Origin of the sequence: Aeromicrobium sp., from assembly GCF_049587115.1 — a bacterium.
Taxonomy (GTDB): domain Bacteria; phylum Actinomycetota; class Actinomycetes; order Propionibacteriales; family Nocardioidaceae; genus Aeromicrobium.
Window position 1 is genome coordinate 1 of sequence record NZ_JBAVDI010000022.1, and the last position, 17,200, is coordinate 17,200.

The window sequence follows — 17,200 nt, forward strand, 5'->3', positions numbered from 1 at the left end:
GTCTCGCACGTGTCGGCGGCGGAATCGCGTCGAGCCGGAACGGTTCCCATCGGTCAGACCTATTAGGCTGCCCGCACTGGGGAGGTAGCTCAGCTGGTCAGAGCAGGGGACTCATAATCCCTGGGTCGCGGGTTCGAGCCCCGCCCTCCCTACTCCGAAAACCCCGCGAAATCGCGGGGATTTCGCCTTTGTTGGATGCGACTAGATGTAGCTCGACAGACGGTGGTCAGGTGTGAGATCGGTTGGTGTGGCGGTCACGGTGGCTGGGATGCTGAGCACGGGCGAGTCCGAATGCCCCGGCCGCATCTGCCCTAAGCGCACTCTCAACAGACTGGTCGACAGGCACGATTTTGATTAGCCTCGTCGGATGGAGACGGCCACGTCAGTCGACGGCACCACGCTGGCCTACGATCGCGTCGGAGAGGGACCACCCCTGATCCTGCTGGGCGGCGCCACCTGTACCCGCGGCATCACGCTTCCCCTGGCGCAGGCATTGTCCGAGCACGTCACCGTCATCAACCCGGACAGACGGGGGCGCGGCGACAGCAACGACCTGAGTGGTCCGCCCCCGTACGATCCGAGGCGCGAGGTCGAGGACGTCGCTGCGCTGGTCGAGGCGGCCGGCGGTGCGGCAGCGGTTTACGGTCACTCCTCTGGCGCCGCCCTGGCGCTGCACGCGGCGACAGCCGGCATCGGCGTGACCAGCCTCGTCATGCACGACGCGCCCTTCAACCTTCCCGGCACCGAGCAGCGCGGACGTGACTGGGATGCGCTGCTCACCTCGCTGCTTGCGGCAGACCGCCGAGGTGAGGCGATCGAGGCGTTCCTGACTTTGGTCGGACTTCCCTCCGCGGTGATCGAGCAGATGCGCGAAGGTCCGTACTGGCCGGCCATGGAGGCTGTGGCGCCGACCTTGGCGTATGACTCGGCCGCGATGGGAGATCGGGACGGCGGGCTGGTACCGGCCGCGGAAATCGCAAGGGTCGACGTGCCGACGCTCGTCGTCGTCGGCGGCGCCGATCACGACTTCATGATCGATGTCGCGCATCGGCTCGTGGAAGGCATCGCGGATGCCCGACTCGAGCATCTTGTCGGGGCAAGCCACGACGTGGGGCCAGAGATCGTCGTACCGGCGATCCTCCCGTTTCTGCTCAGCTGAGCGATCTTCTGCTCTTCCTCAACCGTCAGATGTGAGGAGGCGGCGTTCTGACCGCTGCGCGGGGAGATGCGGAATCAGGATCGTGGCGGCCTTGCGATTGCTTCACTCGGCCGGCGCCTCAGGTGTGGCTGAGGTCGTCGTCTCGGTCTGCGCTGGCACCGGCGCAGGCGCTGCAGTAGTCGCAGTCGGTTCACTGGTCGGCTCAGTCGTCGGCGCGGCCATCGGCGCAGCCGTTGTGGGAGTCGGTGCTGACTCGGGCGCCAGTGAGGTGATGGAAACCCACAGGTTCGCGTACTTCCCGAACATGCGGTCGTTCGCGCAAACTCGCCGCCCGTTGCGATACAGGTAGATGTTCGCGGTCGTGCCGCCACCGGAGATTCCTGCCTGAACGTCGAGGAGGGACACCGATTCATCCTCCTCAGCGATCGCCGCGATCACTTTCTCTCCTGGTTTCCAGTCCAGGTTGAGGATCAAGTAGCAGTTGGACCGAAGGCTGAGGCCGGTGACCCCCACAGCAGCGTGAGTGCTGTTCGTATAGATGGATGGAGAGGGTCCGAGGCGCACCACTGCGCCTCGGTGGAGGATTCGGTCCTTCACCTCTACGTGATCCTGGTGGTAGTCGGCAGCATGGGCGATGGAGCCCGCACCGAGCAGGGCGGCGATCACGGCGGCGATCACGGCTGAAGGATGCTTCATGGCAAAGCCTTCCGGCTAATATTCGGACAGACTCTCACAGAGATCGTGCGCCGGGGACGCTTTCGCACAAGTGGGTCAGCATCCGTTCCGAGAGCTGAGTCCCATCGCCTGCAGCGAGGTCGGCCTGAGAGTGAGGGCACAGCTTGCTGGGAGCGAGAACCGGCGAGGGGTGGCAAGCCTGAGTCAACCCCCTCTCAACGCCGCAGGCCCAGCCCGGTCCGACGCTAGGCTGGGCCGATGACGACAGACATCGCTGCCAACCGACTCAGCCGAAGCCTGGCGGACCTGGCCGACGACGAGCGCCATCAAATCGGACGACTGCGCGCCTTCAACCTGGTCATGGGCCTCGTGCACGCAATCTCCGCGAGCGTGATGCTCGCGCTCTCCAACAGCTTCTCGATCGACGTCGTCAGCCTGTTCCAGAATGCTCAACCGGGTGGTGAACTCGACCCGGCTCGACTGGACGCGATCGGGGGCCTGCCGATCGCCGCTCTGACGGTCGCCTTCCTCTACGTCTCTGCGTTCTTCCATCTGTTGATCGCCTCGCCCCTGGGTTGGCATCGCTACGAGCGTGAGATCGCCAATGGGCTCAACCGCTTCCGCTGGGTCGAGTACTCGATCAGCTCGACACTCATGATCGTGGCGATCGCGCTGCTGCCCGGACTTCAGGACATCGCCTCGCTAGTGGCCATTGCGGGCGCGAACGTTGCCATGATCCTGTTCGGCTGGATCATGGAGGTCGCCAACCCACCCTTGCGGACGTCGACCTGGTGGACGCCGTTCACGATGGGCTCGATCGTCGCGGCAGTCCCGTGGATAGCGATCACGATCTACTTGGCCGGCGGCTCGAACGTCCCCAGCTTCGTCTACGTCATCTTCGTCAGCATCTTCGTCCTGTTCAACTGCTTCGCACTCAATCAGCTGTTGCAGTATCGCGGGCGGGGGCGCTGGTCCAACTACCTCTTCGGCGAACGCGTGTACGTCTGGCTGAGCCTGATCGCCAAGAGCGTGCTGGCGTGGCAGATCTTCGTCAACACGCTGATCTGATCCAGCGAAGGCCGTCCCTCCCGCTGTTCGGTGATCCGGAACCCAAGTCAGCCAAACCCGACAGGGCGACTCAGGCCCGCAGACCTGTGCACTCCTGCGGCCCAAAAATCTTGCCGTGCGGGACAATGAAACATGCGCGATGCGGCGATCTTCGACATGGACGGCACGCTCTGCGACACTTCGTCGATCGAGCACCTGATCACGGGGGAGGACAAGGACTTCGCGGCCTTTCACGCTGCTTCGGCTGACTGTCCACCCAGGCCTGCGATCGTCGAGGCGGCCCGCGATGAGCAGGCCCGAGGCAGGGCAATCCTGGTGGTGACATCTCGCGAGTTCATCTGGCGCGACCTCACCCTGGACTGGCTGGTGTCGAATCGGGTGCCGCATGACGCGGTCTACCTGCGGATCGTCGGCGACTATCGCAAGGATGTGCAGATCAAGCGCGACATCCTTGCGCAGATCTCCGCAGACGGATTCGCGGTGCGTGCAGCGTGGGACGACAAACCTGCTGTCTTGGACCTGTGGCGCGAGAACGGCATCGCGGTCTCGGCCGTCTGATGGCGGTCAGAGCTCGAAGGTGCTGCGCTGATCCTCGGGGACCAGCACAAGGAATTCGGGGTTGTCGCGAATGACCTTCGGAACGAAGGGGCAGAACGGCAGCACGGAACCGCCGCGACTGGCGATCTCGGTCAGGGCGCCGCTGACCAGCTGGCTGCCCAGGCCGCGACCCTCGTACGAGGTGAAGATTCGAGTGTGCGGCAGCGCGTACTCGGTCCCGTCCTTGCGATAGTCGACGAAGCCGGCCAGCTCGCCGTCGACAGTGATCTCGAACCGTGACGAGGACGGATTGTCCTGCACTGTGGTCGTCATTCGACATTCCCTTCGGGCTGGATGTTGTCGCTGGACGAGTGGATGCGTCACAATGGTCTCAGGTGCACCCAAGACGCTGGGGAAGGCGACACTAGGGAGGCACCGATGAACATGTCTTCGCCGACGACCCCGACCAGGGGTGTGCTGTTTGTGCACTCTGCTCCATCTGCGCTGTGCGCACATGTGGAGTGGGCTGCTGCTGGCGTGCTCGGAGGCACCCCTGATCTTGCCTGGGTGCCCCAATCTGCCGAGCCCGGCACGTACCGGGCCGAGCTGTCGTGGCAGGCCGGATCCGGCACAGCAGCGGCGCTCGCCTCGGCGATGCGGGGTTGGGAACGCCTGCGCTTCGAGGTCACCGAGGAGCCCACAGTCTCGTCGGAGGGTGCTCGATACTCGTACACGCCATCATTGGGCATCTTCCACGCGATGACGGGCCTGCATGGTGATGTCGTCATACCCGAGGACCGGATCAAGGCATTCCGGGTCAAGGTCGCCCTAGGTGAAGTCGACATGGACACCGCCCTGGACGGATTGCTGGGGATGGCTTGGGACGCCGAGCTGGAGCCATTCCGGCACGCTGGCGAGGGTGCGCCGGTTCGTTGGCTTCATCAGGTGATCTAGCCGATCTGCACCGTCACGGCCGGTGTGGACTTACCGGCCTTCTTGTCGGTGAGTCGGAACTGTCGCTGACCCTGACGCGAGGTATAGATCTGGGTCCTGAACTTGGCGCCCTTGCGGGTCGCGGTCTCGATCGGGAAGTCGTCCCACGGACCGTCTTCGTCCTTGACCTGCACCTGCAGTGACGTGCCGACATCAGCAGAGGGGAAGATCCCGGAAAGCGTGAATCGCTCACCGGGGGACACCTGCTCGCTCGAGACCTCGAGTGTCGGATCGGGAGTCTTGGGCGCCTTCGCGGTCGGCTGGGTGGCCTCGGGTGTTGGGCTGGGAGTGGCAGTCGGGGTGGGAGCACCGGTCGTCGGCGCCGAGATGGGTGGCAGGTCGACTGCGCCGATGCCGGTCGCGGTGACCAAGGCCGAGCCGCCGAGGCCGAGCACGACTCCCAGTGCTGCGCCGACGAGGATGAACCAGAACGCAAGACGCGCGGCCAGGCTGCGTCGGTCCTGGTATCCGTCGTCCCGAACGGGAGGCGCAGGGGGCGTCAGCACAGTGGGGGCCCTGGTCGTCCCGAAGCCTTCGTGGCGCACGACGGCATGGATCGCGTCCTGCACCGTGACGAGGGAGTCGACGGTGTCGTCGGACAGATAGACGTCGAAACGGTTGCCCAGCTCTTCGGCCAGCTCCACGATCGTGAGCGAGTCAGTGCCGAGCTCCTTCAGGTTCGCCTCGGGCACGACCGCATCGGCCGGACAGTCGACCAGACGAACGAGTATGTCCGTGAGCTGTTCGTGGACTGCGGAGGAAGCTGGCACGGGTCGAGTCTAACGAGAATGTGGATGGTCACGCGCACCCGTGCGGGGGTACAGCGAACGACCGCGCCCGACCCGGCCTAAGATGACTGGGTGCAGAAAGTCGATGACGTCCAGTATGTGGTGATCCACGGCTATCGGCGTGCATTCCGCATATCGGGCTCCGGCCCCGCCCTGCTGCTGGTGCACGGACTGGCCTGCGACTCCTCGACCTGGCTTGACGCAATCCCTGCCCTGTCAGAGCACTTCACCGTGATCGCCCCTGATCTGCTGGGACACGGCGAGTCTGACAAGCCCGATGCGGACTACTCCTTGGGCGGCTACGCCAACGGCATGCGCGATCTCCTGACGGTGCTGGGCATCGACCGGGTCACGATCGTCGGGCACAGCTTCGGTGGGGGTGTGGCGATGCAGTTCGCCTATCAGTTCCCCGATCGCACCGAGCGGGTCGTGCTCGTCTCGACCGGCGGCCTCGGCAGGGAGGTCACGCCCCTCATCAGACTGCTGACCGTGCCGGGCAGCTACGCGGCGCTGTCCGTTGCGACGTTCCGACCGTGGCGGCCGTTGGTCGTCGGCACACTGCGGGCGTTGGCCAGGACCCCGCTCAGCGCGACACGCGATCTCGATGAGGTTGCTCGTATCTACGAATCGCTGGCCGACCCTGCGACGCGCACCGCGGTCCAGCGCGTCACGAGTCACGTGCTCAACTGGAAGGGTCAGTTCGTCACGATGACCGACCGCAGCTACCTCGCGAGGCTCATGCCCGTCCTCGTCGTATGGGGCCGCGACGACATGGTCATTCCCATGGCGCACTCGCAGGCTGCTCCCACCCTGGGATCGTCGGACGTGCACGTCTTCGAGGACTCCGGACACTTCCCGCACAAGGACCACCCCGAAGAGTTCTGCCGCCTCGTGGTGGAGTTCGTCTCCGACAACGCGCCCGCGCAGTACCACCGCGGCCGTTGGAGGGCACTGCTGCGCCGTGGCGACCAGTACGCGCTCGAGAGCGTTCCAGTGCTGGACGCCCAGGACGTCGCGCCTGCGATCTCAGAGCCTGTGATCTCCTAGACCGCAGGTCGGGGTTCCAGCGGAGGCGGCGCCACGATGGGTGCCGCGTGGGCCTTGCGCCGTTGTCGCTTCGTGTTGCCGGTGGCCCACGCCCCGATGACCACCGCGATCCAGCCAATGAAGGCTCCTGCGACGTCGTCCGCGAGGTAGTGCCAGCCGAAGTAGATCGTGGCCAGGACGACCAGGCCGAGGTAGACCCAACCGATCAGCTGCACGATCTTGCGTTGATTGGTCGCACGCAGGAACAGTGCAGCCGAGACCACGACCGACACGTGCAAGGAGGCGAAGCCGGCGATCCCGTAGGTCGTCCCCCCGGTGGGGTCTTCGTAGAATCTCGTGGCAGCACGGAACAGGCTTCCCTGCAGCTGAGCGGCACTGGTGTCGGGCAGGTTGGCGAACATCGCGGGCTGGACGAACGCCGGACCGAAGGTGGGGAAGATGTAGTAGCTGATGACTCCGAGCACCCAGTTGAGGCTGAGTGCGGTGGCGTACCAGGCGCCGAGCGACAGGTCTTTGCCCCACACCAGGAAGGCTCCCAGGCTCAGCGGGATGAGCGGGAGGTACGCGACATAGATGACCGACAGGACCTGCGCCGTGAATCCCACGCCCAGCAGATCGTGCAGGACCGGTGCGGGGTTGTGGTTGAAGAACAGGAAGTAGTCGATGTCGAGCATCTGCTTGTCGAAGTGGACGCCCTCGCGGGCCAACGGCAGGTCGCTCTTGAGATTGCGATAACTGACGTAGCAGACGTAGAAGGAGATCAGTCCGAGCGCGATGTACCTCACGCGCTTCCAGGTCCACTCGGCCCGGATGATGTCCATGAACTGGAACAGCTGGGGCGTCTGGTCAAGGGCGCGCAACGGCCCCAGGTCAGATGGGACGTGGCCGGCCTCGAACCGGCGGGCGGCCACCACGCGGTCGGCGCCGTTGGTCGTGAGCCACAGGGGGATGGCGAGTATTCCTAGCCAGGCCCAGTCGCCGATCTGGGGATGCAGTCCGGTCGCCACGGAGCTGACCAGGAAGAGCGGGAGGACGATACGCAGCACCTGTCGGGAGATCGCGCGTCCCCAGGTCAGCGGGCGAAGGGTCGACTCGTCCAGCACCACGATCTCGGTGAGACGCGAGATCGTGGTCATGCCGGTGCGAATCTGGCTCCGGAGCTCGTGCAGCGCAAACGGACCGACAGCGGCCAGAGCCAGCAGCGCGACCAGCACGCGCCCAATGACGGAGCCTCCGGCGGCGGTCCATGCGATGGCGATGATCCCGGCGATCAGGCCCCAGAAGAAGGTCGTCACGAAGCCGTCGAGCAGCCGGCTTCCGAGTGAGGAGCTGTAGTGCAAGGACCGGCGCCACTGGGCGGTCTGGGTGAACAGGCGCCGCGAGCGGTTGAATGCCGGTGGCACGATGCCTGCCGCGAAGAACAGCAGACCGATCAGCGGCAGCCGAAGGTAGGCCGGCCCGAGGAAACCGTCGGGATCCCGCAGCGGCACGTCATAGCGCTGAGACGCGATGATGGCGGCCAGCCCCACGGTCACCGAGAGGCAAACGGCAAAGGTGTAGGGCCGGCGATGCATGGCCGCCATCCTATTGGGCGTCCCTGAGATTCGGTTGTGAGGGCCGGTCAGGCGTCTCCACCCTCTTGCGCAACGCCTGCGACCGCGGTCGGATCGTCGATGCGGAACCTGGTGAACGCCTCACGAACGATCTCCTGACGGATCGAGCCACGTTGGGCGAGGGTCTGCAGGACCGACACGACGATCGATTCGGCGTCGACCTGGAACTTCCGACGTGCCGCGGCCCGGGTGTCGGCGAAGCCGAAGCCGTCCGTGCCGAGCGACTGCCATGGACCAGGAACCCAGCGAGCGATCTGGTCGGGCACGGCACGCATGTAGTCGCTGACCGCTACCGTCACCGCAGGCGTGTCCATCAGCTTGACCGTGACGTACGGCATCCGGCTGTACTCGCCGGGGTGGTTGAGGTTCCACTTCTCTGCCTCGACGCCATCGCGGGCCAGCTCGTTCCACGAAGTCACGGACCACACGTCGGCCGCGATGCCGTAGTCGGCGGCGAGGATCTCCTGGGCCTTGAGCGCCCAGGGCACCGCGACGCCGGATGCCATGATCCGCGCCGACACCTCACCATCGGCGGCTCTGCGATAGATGTACGCCCCCTTGAGGATGCCCTCGACGTCGACTTCGTCCGGCTCGACGGGTTGGCTGATTGCCTCGTTGTAGACCGTCAGGTAGAAGATGATGTTCTCGCCGTGCGGGAACGAGTCGGTTGACCCGTACATCCGCTCGAGGCCGTACTTGACGATGTGGCTGATCTCGAAGCCGAACGCGGGGTCGTAGTGAACCACCGCAGGGTTGGTCTGCGCGATCAGCGGCGAGTGCCCGTCAGCGTGCTGCAGACCTTCGCCCGTCAGAGTCGTACGGCCAGCCGTGGCGCCGACCAGGAAGCCGCGGGCCAGCTGGTCGGCCATCGCCCAGATCGAGTCGGCGGTGCGCTGGAAGCCGAACATCGAGTAGAAGAGATAGACCGGAATCATCGGTTCGCCGTGTGTCGCGTACGCGCTGCCTGCAGCAGTTGCCGAGGCCATCGCACCGGCTTCGCTGATGCCCTCGTGCAGCAGCTGACCCTGGACCGATTCCTTGTACGCGAGCAGCAGCTTGCGGTCGACCGAGTCGTAGGTCTGCCCTGCCGGGTTGTAGATCTTGGCCGACGGAAACATCGAGTCCATGCCGAACGTGCGGTACTCGTCGGGTGCGATCGGCACGATGCGCCGGCCGATCTCCGGATCCTTCATGAGGTCGCGCAGCAGTCGGACGAACGCCATCGTGGTAGCGATCTGCTGCTTGCCCGAGCCCTTCTTGAGCTCGTCGTACATCGCGTCCTCGGGCAGCTTGACACTGACCGGGTTGACGACACGCTTGGGCAGCGAGCCGCCCAGGGCGTCCCGGCGGGCCTTCATGTACTGGATCTCTTCGCTGTCCTGACCGGGATGGTAGAACGGCGCGATCTCGCTGCCGTCGATCTGCTCGTCGGAGATCGGGATGTTGAGCCGGTCGCGAAAGCCCTTGAGGTCGTCCTTGGTGAGCTTCTTCATCTGGTGCGTGGCATTGCGCCCGGCGAACGACTCGAGCAGCCAGCCCTTCACGGTGTGCGCGAGGATCACGGTGGGCTGACCGGTGTGCTTCTGGGCTGCCTCGAACGCGGCGTAGACCTTGCGGTAGTCATGACCGCCGCGGGGAAGACGTTCGATCTGGCCGTCGCTCAGGTGCTCGACCATCTTCTGCAACCGGGGGTCTGCGCCGAAGAAGTGTTCGCGGTTGTACGCGCCGGACTCGACCGACAGCGTCTGGAACTCGCCGTCAGGAGTGCGGTTCATCTGGTTGACGAGCGCTCCGTCGGTGTCTCGGGCGAGCAGGTCGTCCCACTCACGCCCCCACACGACCTTGATGACATTCCAACCGGCGCCGCGGAAGGTCGACTCGAGCTCCTGGATGATCTTGCCGTTGCCGCGGACCGGACCGTCGAGCTGCTGCAGGTTGCAGTTGACGACGAAGGTCAGGTTGTCGAGCTCTTCACGGGCCGCGATGCCGATCGCGCCGAGCGACTCGGGCTCGCCCATCTCGCCGTCACCGAGGAAGGTCCACACCTGCTGCTGGCTGGTGTCCTTGATGCCACGGTTGTGCAGGTAGCGATTGAAGCGCGCCTGGTAGATCGAGTTGATCGCTCCGAGGCCCATGGAGACCGTCGGAAACTCCCAGTAGTCGCTCATGAGTCGCGGGTGCGGGTACGACGACAGCCCGTTGCCGGCGCCGTGCGAGTGCTCTTGGCGGAAGCGATCCAGCTGCGTCTCGGACAGTCCGCCCTCGAGGAACGAGCGCGCATAGATTCCCGGAGCGGCGTGACCCTGGAAGTAGATGTGGTCACCGCCACCGGGGTGGTTCTTGCCTCGGAAGAAGTGATTGAAGCCGACCTCGTAGAGGCTGGCCGCGGATTGGTAGGAGGCGATGTGCCCACCGACGCCCAGACCAGGACGGTTTGCGCGCGACACCATGACCGCGGCGTTCCAACGGATGTAGGAGCGGATGCGACGCTCGATTGCCTCATTGCCCGGGAACCACGGTTCGCGCTCGGGCGGGATCGTGTTGATGAAGTCCGTGCTGCGCAGCGCCGGCACGCCGATGTTCTGCTCGCGGGCGCGTTCGAGGAGCCTGAGCATGACGTAGCGGGCACGGCTGCGGCCGCGGCTGTCGATCATGTCGTCGAGGGAGCTGACCCATTCCGCAGTCTCATCAGGATCGATGTCAGGAAGCTGAGTCGGCAGCCCCTCGTGGATGACTGGCGGACGTTCCTGGCCGGATTGCGACATGCTTGCTCCCTCGTGTCTTGTGGACGTGTCCATCATTCCACCTCGGGTTCGCTACTGTGAGAGCGGCAACACTGCCGACAGACTTACTTTCCAGTAGGTTTTGGACGAACGTAGGGAGACATCGCGGTGGACGCGGGCAAGCTGGGCTTCGGCCCTGACACCGTCATCCAGGAGCTTGGCTGGGATGAGGACGTCGACGAGGAGCTCCGCGTCGAGATCGAGCGCGTCACCGGCAACAACCTGGTCGATGGGGACCACGGCGATGTCGTCGACGGCGTGATCGTCTGGTGGCGCGACAAGGACGGCGATCTGATCGACGCCCTGGTCGACTCGTTGCAGGATCTCGTCGAGGGGGGATCGGTCTGGCTGTTCACCCCCAAGGTTGGACGGTCGGGATACGTGCCGGGCGCTGACGTCGTGGAGGCCGCACCCATCGCGGGGCTGTCCACGACCACGACAGCATCGGCCTCCGACGAGTGGGCTTCGACCAGGCTCACGGCCCACAAGCGCTGAGCCTCGCGACCCGCAGGCGGTGTCGGGCACGGCAGTGCCGCCCGGCTGCCGTTGCCCACCCCATCTAGGCTGATCTCATGGCTCTCGGCATCGGATCGACCGCTCCAGACTTCACGCTCAAGAACCAGCACGGCGAGGACATCACGCTGTCGTCCTTCCGTGGCGATCGCAATGTCGTCTTGGTGTTCGTCCCCTTCGCGTTCAGCGGGATCTGTACCAACGAGCTGAGCGAGATTCGCGACAATCTGGACGATTTCGAGTCCGACGGAGCCGAGATCCTGACGATCTCGTGCGACCACTTCTTCTCCAACCGGGCCTTCGCGGACCGGGAGGGATACACCTTCTCGATGCTCAGCGACTTCTGGCCGCATGGCGAGGTCTCGCGCGCGTACGGCACCTTCAACGAGGGCGCCGGGGCGCCCGATCGTGGCACCTACGTGATCGATCGCGGGGGCATCCTCCGCTGGAAGGTCGAACAGGGCATTCCGGAAGCTCGCGACCTCGCGGCCTATCGCGTCGCACTGGCTGAGATTTCCTGAAATATTGCGAAAAAACCTGCGAGCGTCGGGGCCCGTGCGCTTTGATTGAGACTCCGCGGCTGCCAGGGACCCGAGACCTTGGCAGTCGCGGTTCTTCCTGCGCGGACATTCCTTCGATGCGGTCGCACACCCGTGCTTGCGGTATCGTGCCGCTGGTCCTGAGGGCGAATAGCTCAGTTGGTTAGAGCATCCGGTTTACACCCGGAAGGTCGGGGGTTCGAGTCCCTCTTCGCCCACCACCCCGCCACCGCTGCGCATCTCGCCGATCCGTCTCCACGTCAGTGGTTCAGGCGAGCGCGAGGAACAGCTTCTCCATCTTCTTGACGTCGACGCTGTCGGAACCACTTCCGTTCTCGAGACAGTGCTGCAGGCCCGTCGCGACGATGGCGTAGCCGGCGCGTGAAAGCGCCTTGTTGACCGCCGCAAGCTGGGTCAGGACGGACTCGCAATCGGCGCCCTCCTCCATCATGCGAATGACGCTGCCGAGGTGGCCGTTGGCGCGCTTCATCCTGGTGATGATCGCCTTGATCTCGGTGGGCTCGAGCTCCATGGGGGTTCCTCCGTCTGTTCGCGTCGTGGTCATGGGGTGGCCACAGCATCCAGCGCGGCGGCCAGTCGCGTGCGAGCGTCCTCGGCCACCTCGCGCACGGCGTCGCCAGCATCCTCGGCGATCGACATCATGATCTGCGGATCGAACGCCTCGACCACGGTCCGGTCGTCGCTGACGGACCGGACGACGACGTTGCAGGGCAGCAGGGCCGCGATCGAGGGCTCGGCCTGCATGGCCAGGTGGGCAAGCTGCGGACGGCACGCGCCGAGAATGATCTGCGGATCGATGTCGACGTCGAGCTTGTGCTTGAGCGTCGCCTTGAGGTCGATCTCGGTCAGTATGCCGAAGCCTGCCTCGGCAAGCTGCTCCCGTACGGCCTGGACGGTCTCGTCGTAGGGTCGATTCGTGGTGACCTGAATGGTGTAGTCGGCCATGTGTGGGTACAGCTCCCTTGCCTGGTCTGAATGGCTGCCGGGGGATCCGACACACCTTGAGCATACATCCCCCCGGGGGGATGTGGTAGTCTCGAAAAGAACCCCCCGGGGGGATCTGGTGAGAAAGGGCCGACCATGACTGATCTGACCATTCGAACTCTCGAGACGGAGTCTCTGGGTGACCGCAGCTATCTCGTCCACGACGGCGAGGTGGCCCTGGTGGTGGACCCGCAGCGCGACATCGACCGGGTGCTCGAGCTCGCGGCCACAGATGGCGTCCGCATTACTCACGTCTTCGAGACGCACATCCACAACGACTACGTGACCGGTGGCCTGGCGCTCGCCCGGGAGACCGGCGCGGCCTACCTGGTCAACCGCGCCGACGACGTGTCGTTCGAGCGGACGCCGATCGACGATGGCGAGGTAGTCGCGGTCGGTAGCAGGATGCGCCTCACCGCGCTCGCCACTCCCGGTCACACCTTCACCCACCTGTCGTACGCGTTGCGCGACGAGGGGACCGGTACCGACGTCGGCGTCTTCACCGGAGGATCGCTGCTGTTCGGCGCGACGGGTCGGCCCGATCTGCTCGGGGACGAAAACACCGAGGAGCTGGCGCGCCACCAGCACACCTCGGCACACCGCCTGGCCGATGAGCTCCCCGACGCCACCGGCGTCTTCCCGACCCACGGCTTCGGCAGCTTCTGTGCAGCGACGCAGTCGGACGCCACCGAGTCGACGATCGGGCGGGAGAAGGAGTCCAATCCGGTCCTCACCCAGGACGAGGAGACGTACGTCCGGGAGCTGCTCGACGGACTGGGTGCGTGGCCGGCCTACTACGCGCACATGGGCCCGGCGAACACGGCCGGGCCGGACGCGCCGGATCTCAGCACACCCTCCCGCGCCGACGCTGACGAGCTGCGTACGCGCATCGAGGCCGGTGAGTGGGTCGTGGACCTGCGCAACCGGACTGCCTTTGCCGCTGGCCACGTCCGCGGAACGCTCAACTTCGGGCTCGACGGTGGGTTTGTGACCTACCTCGGTTGGCTGATCGCGTGGGGCACCCCCGTGACGCTGCTGGGCGAGACCGCCGAGGACGTCGCGCAGGCGCAGCGCGAGCTCGTGCGCATCGGAATCGATCGTCCGGCCGCTCACGCGACCGGAAGCCCGCAGGACTGGACCCGTGACGAGTTGGCGAGCTTCCCGACTGCAACCTTTGCCGACCTCAACCAGGTTCGACACCATCGCGAGGTCGTCATCCTCGACGTGCGTCGCACGGACGAGCACACGTCGGAGGCCATCGAGGGAGCGTTGAGCGTCCCGCTGCACGAACTGGCCGATCGTCTCGACCAGGTGCCGGCAGGCGAGGTCTGGGTTCACTGCGCCAGCGGCTACCGAGCCTCGGTGGGTGCCTCGATTCTCGACGCCGCCGGCCGTCGGGTCGTGGCGATCGACGACGACTTCTCTTCCGCCGGCAAGTCCGGGCTACAGCTCACGGAGCCCCAGGAGTGACGGCTGTCGCCCTGGCCCTGTTCTTCGGCGCCCTGATCGGACTCTCGGTCGGCGCGCTCGGTGGCGGTGGGTCGATCCTCGCCGTACCTGTGCTGGTCTACCTGCTCGGCGAGTCTCCGGCCCAGGCCACGACCGGCTCGCTTGTCGTCGTCAGCGTGACCTCGCTGATCGCGGCGACCACGGCCTACCGGGCCGGAAACGTGCTGCTCGCCCGCGGCGTGGTCTTCGGTCTCGTCGCGATCGGCGGAACTGCCGTCGGAGCGCGGGCCGCGGCCCATGTGGACGGCGATGTCCTGATGGCGAGCTTCGCCGGGCTCCTGCTCGCAGTCGGTGCGGTGATGGCCTGGCGCCAGCGCCCCGACCGGCGCGCACCCGACCACCCGCCGAATCGCGTCGGCGAGCCGAGGCTGAACTCACCAGTCCGGCGCGCGGCGGGTGTGCTGCTGACCGCCACGACTGTCGGCCTGCTGACTGGCTTCCTCGGGGTCGGCGGCGGGTTCCTGGTCGTCCCGGCCTTGCTGCTCGTGCTGGCCCTGCCCGTGCGATATGCCGTGGGTACCGCTCTGGTGGCCATCGCACTGACCAGCACGGCCGCCCTGGGACTGCGGGTGGGCGCGGGCATCCAGCCGGACTGGAGCATCGTCCTGGCCCTCACCACGACCTCCGCTCTCGGCGGCGTCGCCGGCGCAAAAGTCGCTGCGCGCATCGACGCTCGACGCCTCACCCTCGGATTCACCGTGCTGGTGCTTTCGGTCGCGGTCTACACCGCAGCCCGTGCCATTCCCGCTCTTTTCTGACCCCTCATGAACCTGACCGGCCCACCTTGACGAAATGGAAGGCACCATGACGAGCACCACCGTGCAGCACCACAACCCGGCCTCCGCGTCGCTTCAGTCCCGGCCCGGCCCCTTGGGCCGTCTCGGCCACTGGGTCACCGACCACGCACGCCTGGTGCTGGTCGTCTGGGCCCTGCTGATCGTCGGTCTCGGTATATTCGCGCCCAGGGTTGAGAGCAGCCTCTCGGGCGCCGGGTGGCAGGCCGATGGTTCGGAGTCCGTGGCTGCTCGTGAGATTGCCCGCGAACACTTCGGTGGCAATGCATCCTCGGCTATCCAGGTCGTGGTGCACTCCACCGACGGTCCCGTCACGACGGGCGCCGGCAAGAAGGTCATCGCCGAGGTCACCGCGGTGCTCGAGCGGGAGCCGCGGATCGCGGAGGTCGTCCAGCCGACACCCGGCGGAACCGTGAGCCAGGACGGCAGCACGGCGATCGTGCTGGCGGGCGCCGGTGTCGACACCAACGAAATGGTGCGCGTCGCCACTGATCTCAAGGGCGAGCTGCAGGACATGTCCGTCGACGGAGTGCAGGTCAACCCCTCCGGCTCGTCGCTCCTGTGGTCGGACTTCAACGAGGCGAACCTCGAGGCTATGTTGAAGTCCGAGCTGATGTCGTGGCCCGTGACGATGGGCATCTTGGTGCTCGCCTTCGGCGCCCTCGTCGCAGCCGGTCTGCCTCTGCTGCTGACGCTCGCTGGCCTGGTGGCCTCCGCCGGATCGCTGGTGCTCATCACCGAGGTCGTCCCGGTCTCGATCTGGGCGATGAATTTCGCCATGATGTTCGCGCTGGCGCTTGGCATCGACTACGCGCTGTTCCTGGTCGTCCGATTCCGTGCTGCACGGATGGGCTCGGGCTTCTCGGCGCGGGATTCTGTCGCGTTGATGATGGACACGGCGGGCAAGGCCGTGCTGCTCTCCGGCGCGACGGTGCTGGTGTCGCTGTCCGCGGTCATGCTGGTGCCGTCCCCGTCGTTCCGGTCGATGGCCGGCGGGATCATGCTTTCGGTGGTCTTCGTCCTCGCCGCAACCCTGACCCTGTTGCCCGTGGTGCTGTTCAAGCTCGATCACCGCATCAACAAGCTGGCGCTGCCTTGGGTCAAGAGCGGTGAGCACCGCTCGGCGAGGTTCGCGGCTTGGGGGGAACGACTCTGGAAGCGGCCGATCGCCTGGGGCCTGGGATCGCTCGTGATCCTGCTGGTGCTGGCGGCACCGATCATGGGGCTCAAGACGGCCATGCCCTCGATCAGTGTGCTTCCCGAGGATGCCTCTGCCCGGATCGGCTATGACGTCGTGCAGAAGGCGTTCGGCGAGGGTGCGCCCGGCACGTTGCAGGTCGTCGTGGACCACGCTGATGCATCCGAGGCCACGGCTGTCCTGACGGCGGACAACGGCATCGCTGGCGCCATGCCGGCAGTCGAGGCCGGCGACAGCAGCGGCTACGACCTGATCCAGGCGGTGCCGACGGTGGATCCCTCCGACCCAACCCTCGGCACGACGATCGATCGTCTCCGCACCGATCTGCCTGATTCGGCCCAGGTCGGCGGCGCAGCCGTGGAGAATCTCGATCTGAAGGATCAGCTCGACTCCTCGACCCCGGTGGTCATCGGAGTCGTCCTGATCCTGGGATTCCTGCTGCTGCTGATCGCTCTGCAGGCACCGCTGATCTCGTTGCTGGGAACGCTGGCCAGTCTGCTCTCGACCGCAGCGGCTTTCGGCGTCGCACGGCTGATCTTCCAGGACGGCATCGGCGCAGGTCTCCTCGGCTTCGAGTCGCAGGGATTCCTCGATGCGTGGGCACCGGTGTTCTTCTTTGCGATGATCTTCGCGATCGCGATGGACTACACCGTATTCCTGCTTGCCTCGGCGAAGGAGCACTACGAGATCTCGGGCGATCCCAAGGAGGCGATGATCGGTGCGCTCGCGCACTCCGGCAGGGTGATCTTCGCCGCCGGCGCCGTGATGGTCGCGGTGTTCTTCACATTCGCGCTCTCGGGCCCGATTCCGCCCAAGGAGATGGGCATCGTGCTGGGGGTGGCGGTGCTGCTGGATGCCTTCTTGGTGCGGCTCGTGCTGCTGCCGGTCATGCTGCGGATGACCGGTCGTGCCGCGTGGTATTCGCCGGCATGGCTGACCAAGGTGCTGCCGCGCATCACCTTTGCGCACGGCTGAGCGA

17 protein-coding genes and 2 tRNA genes are annotated in these 17,200 nt (G+C 65.8%); 12 read left to right on the forward strand and 7 right to left on the reverse strand.

What is annotated here, in order from left to right; translation table 11 throughout:
* The first annotated feature begins 78 nt into the window (after nt 1-78).
* Together WB461_RS02350 and WB461_RS02355 are read left to right on the forward strand one after the other, a co-directional pair.
* Nucleotides 79-152: transfer RNA gene (locus tag WB461_RS02350), tRNA-Met, on the forward strand.
* Nucleotides 153-367: 215 nt separating this feature from the next.
* Nucleotides 368-1,159, forward strand: a complete 792-nt coding sequence (locus WB461_RS02355; RefSeq protein WP_423851115.1) for an alpha/beta fold hydrolase — start codon at nt 368-370, stop codon at nt 1,157-1,159.
* Nucleotides 1,160-1,261: 102 nt separating this feature from the next.
* Here the strand turns inward: WB461_RS02355 and WB461_RS02360 are convergent, their stop codons facing one another.
* On the reverse strand, nt 1,262-1,855 hold the full coding sequence (locus tag WB461_RS02360) for a hypothetical protein (RefSeq protein ID WP_423851116.1): 594 nt from the start codon (nt 1,853-1,855) through the stop codon (nt 1,262-1,264).
* A gap of 237 nt (nt 1,856-2,092) precedes the next feature.
* Between WB461_RS02360 and heR the strand changes: the two genes are divergently transcribed.
* Together heR and WB461_RS02370 are read left to right on the forward strand one after the other, a co-directional pair.
* Nucleotides 2,093-2,902, forward strand: a complete 810-nt coding sequence (gene heR / locus WB461_RS02365; RefSeq protein WP_423851117.1) for a heliorhodopsin HeR — start codon at nt 2,093-2,095, stop codon at nt 2,900-2,902.
* 132 nt (nt 2,903-3,034) lie between these two features.
* The gene (locus WB461_RS02370) at nt 3,035-3,460 is read left to right on the forward strand and encodes a hypothetical protein (RefSeq protein WP_423851118.1); all 426 of its coding nucleotides are present in this window, start codon (nt 3,035-3,037) and stop codon (nt 3,458-3,460) included.
* 6 nt (nt 3,461-3,466) lie between these two features.
* Here the strand turns inward: WB461_RS02370 and WB461_RS02375 are convergent, their stop codons facing one another.
* A complete protein-coding gene (locus WB461_RS02375; protein ID WP_423851119.1) occupies nt 3,467-3,955 on the reverse strand; it encodes a GNAT family N-acetyltransferase in 489 nt (162 codons plus the stop codon).
* Here WB461_RS02375 and WB461_RS02380 point away from each other — a divergent pair.
* The gene (locus WB461_RS02380; protein ID WP_423851120.1) at nt 3,884-4,393 is read left to right on the forward strand and encodes a DUF3145 domain-containing protein; all 510 of its coding nucleotides are present in this window, start codon (nt 3,884-3,886) and stop codon (nt 4,391-4,393) included. The two genes, WB461_RS02375 and WB461_RS02380, sit on opposite strands and share 72 nt — an antisense overlap.
* Here the strand turns inward: WB461_RS02380 and WB461_RS02385 are convergent.
* Nucleotides 4,390-5,202: an acyl carrier protein gene (locus WB461_RS02385; protein ID WP_423851121.1), complete on the reverse strand. Its 813-nt coding sequence runs from the start codon at nt 5,200-5,202 to the stop codon at nt 4,390-4,392. The genes WB461_RS02380 and WB461_RS02385 overlap by 4 nt on opposite strands.
* 90 nt (nt 5,203-5,292) lie before the next feature.
* On the opposite strand from WB461_RS02385, the gene WB461_RS02390 reads away from it, so the two are divergent.
* The gene (locus WB461_RS02390; protein WP_423851122.1) at nt 5,293-6,267 is read left to right on the forward strand and encodes an alpha/beta fold hydrolase; all 975 of its coding nucleotides are present in this window, start codon (nt 5,293-5,295) and stop codon (nt 6,265-6,267) included.
* On the opposite strand, the gene WB461_RS02395 is transcribed toward WB461_RS02390, so the two are convergent.
* Nucleotides 6,264-7,841, reverse strand: a complete 1,578-nt coding sequence (locus WB461_RS02395; protein WP_423851123.1) for a phosphatase PAP2 family protein — start codon at nt 7,839-7,841, stop codon at nt 6,264-6,266. The two genes, WB461_RS02390 and WB461_RS02395, sit on opposite strands and share 4 nt — an antisense overlap.
* A 47-nt stretch (nt 7,842-7,888) precedes the next feature.
* Complete coding sequence (gene aceE, locus WB461_RS02400) at nt 7,889-10,645, reverse strand: pyruvate dehydrogenase (acetyl-transferring), homodimeric type (RefSeq protein WP_423851124.1); 2,757 nt, start codon at nt 10,643-10,645, stop codon at nt 7,889-7,891.
* Nucleotides 10,646-10,771: 126 nt separating this feature from the next.
* On the opposite strand from aceE, the gene WB461_RS02405 reads away from it, so the two are divergent.
* The 3 genes from WB461_RS02405 to WB461_RS02415 all read left to right on the forward strand — a co-directional run bounded on the left by WB461_RS02405 (nt 10,772) and on the right by WB461_RS02415 (nt 11,936).
* Nucleotides 10,772-11,158 (forward strand): DUF3052 domain-containing protein, encoded by a 387-nt coding sequence (locus tag WB461_RS02405; RefSeq protein WP_423851125.1) that lies wholly within the window; start codon nt 10,772-10,774, stop codon nt 11,156-11,158.
* Between the two features lie 77 nt (nt 11,159-11,235).
* Complete coding sequence (locus WB461_RS02410) at nt 11,236-11,697, forward strand: peroxiredoxin (protein WP_423851126.1); 462 nt, start codon at nt 11,236-11,238, stop codon at nt 11,695-11,697.
* 162 nt (nt 11,698-11,859) lie between these two features.
* Nucleotides 11,860-11,936, forward strand: a tRNA-Val gene (locus WB461_RS02415).
* Nucleotides 11,937-11,983: 47 nt separating this feature from the next.
* Here WB461_RS02415 and WB461_RS02420 read toward each other — a convergent pair.
* A complete protein-coding gene (locus tag WB461_RS02420) occupies nt 11,984-12,247 on the reverse strand; it encodes a metal-sensitive transcriptional regulator (protein ID WP_423851127.1) in 264 nt (87 codons plus the stop codon).
* 29 nt (nt 12,248-12,276) lie between these two features.
* Nucleotides 12,277-12,681, reverse strand: coding sequence for a DUF302 domain-containing protein (locus WB461_RS02425; protein ID WP_423851128.1), 405 nt, complete (start codon nt 12,679-12,681; stop codon nt 12,277-12,279).
* A gap of 135 nt (nt 12,682-12,816) precedes the next feature.
* Here WB461_RS02425 and WB461_RS02430 point away from each other — a divergent pair, with 135 nt between their 5' ends.
* Genes WB461_RS02430 through WB461_RS02440 form a run of 3 tightly spaced genes read left to right on the forward strand, consistent with a single transcriptional unit; the run spans nt 12,817 to nt 17,196 of the window.
* The gene (locus WB461_RS02430; protein ID WP_423851129.1) at nt 12,817-14,190 is read left to right on the forward strand and encodes a rhodanese-like domain-containing protein; all 1,374 of its coding nucleotides are present in this window, start codon (nt 12,817-12,819) and stop codon (nt 14,188-14,190) included.
* A complete protein-coding gene (locus tag WB461_RS02435; protein ID WP_423851130.1) occupies nt 14,187-14,987 on the forward strand; it encodes a sulfite exporter TauE/SafE family protein in 801 nt (266 codons plus the stop codon). Before WB461_RS02430 ends, WB461_RS02435 begins: the two co-directional genes overlap by 4 nt.
* A gap of 46 nt (nt 14,988-15,033) precedes the next feature.
* The gene (locus WB461_RS02440) at nt 15,034-17,196 is read left to right on the forward strand and encodes an MMPL family transporter (RefSeq protein WP_423851131.1); all 2,163 of its coding nucleotides are present in this window, start codon (nt 15,034-15,036) and stop codon (nt 17,194-17,196) included.
* Nucleotides 17,197-17,200 lie beyond the last annotated feature (4 nt).

What these genes read in the sequence shown, in the direction of transcription:
- WB461_RS02355 (WP_423851115.1), top strand. Translation starts at nt 368, where the DNA reads ATGGAGACGGCCACGTCAGTCGACGGCACCACGCTGGCCTACGATCGC.
- WB461_RS02360 (WP_423851116.1), bottom strand. Translation starts at nt 1,855, where the DNA reads ATGAAGCATCCTTCAGCCGTGATCGCCGCCGTGATCGCCGCCCTGCTC.
- heR (WP_423851117.1), top strand. Translation starts at nt 2,093, where the DNA reads ATGACGACAGACATCGCTGCCAACCGACTCAGCCGAAGCCTGGCGGAC.
- WB461_RS02370 (WP_423851118.1), top strand. Translation starts at nt 3,035, where the DNA reads ATGCGCGATGCGGCGATCTTCGACATGGACGGCACGCTCTGCGACACT.
- WB461_RS02380 (WP_423851120.1), top strand. Translation starts at nt 3,884, where the DNA reads ATGTCTTCGCCGACGACCCCGACCAGGGGTGTGCTGTTTGTGCACTCT.
- WB461_RS02375 (WP_423851119.1), bottom strand. Translation starts at nt 3,955, where the DNA reads ATGTGCGCACAGCGCAGATGGAGCAGAGTGCACAAACAGCACACCCCT.
- WB461_RS02395 (WP_423851123.1), bottom strand. Translation starts at nt 7,841, where the DNA reads ATGCATCGCCGGCCCTACACCTTTGCCGTTTGCCTCTCGGTGACCGTG.
- aceE (WP_423851124.1), bottom strand. Translation starts at nt 10,645, where the DNA reads ATGTCGCAATCCGGCCAGGAACGTCCGCCAGTCATCCACGAGGGGCTG.
- WB461_RS02410 (WP_423851126.1), top strand. Translation starts at nt 11,236, where the DNA reads ATGGCTCTCGGCATCGGATCGACCGCTCCAGACTTCACGCTCAAGAAC.
- WB461_RS02420 (WP_423851127.1), bottom strand. Translation starts at nt 12,247, where the DNA reads ATGGAGCTCGAGCCCACCGAGATCAAGGCGATCATCACCAGGATGAAG.
- WB461_RS02425 (WP_423851128.1), bottom strand. Translation starts at nt 12,681, where the DNA reads ATGGCCGACTACACCATTCAGGTCACCACGAATCGACCCTACGACGAG.
- WB461_RS02430 (WP_423851129.1), top strand. Translation starts at nt 12,817, where the DNA reads ATGACTGATCTGACCATTCGAACTCTCGAGACGGAGTCTCTGGGTGAC.
- WB461_RS02440 (WP_423851131.1), top strand. Translation starts at nt 15,034, where the DNA reads ATGACGAGCACCACCGTGCAGCACCACAACCCGGCCTCCGCGTCGCTT.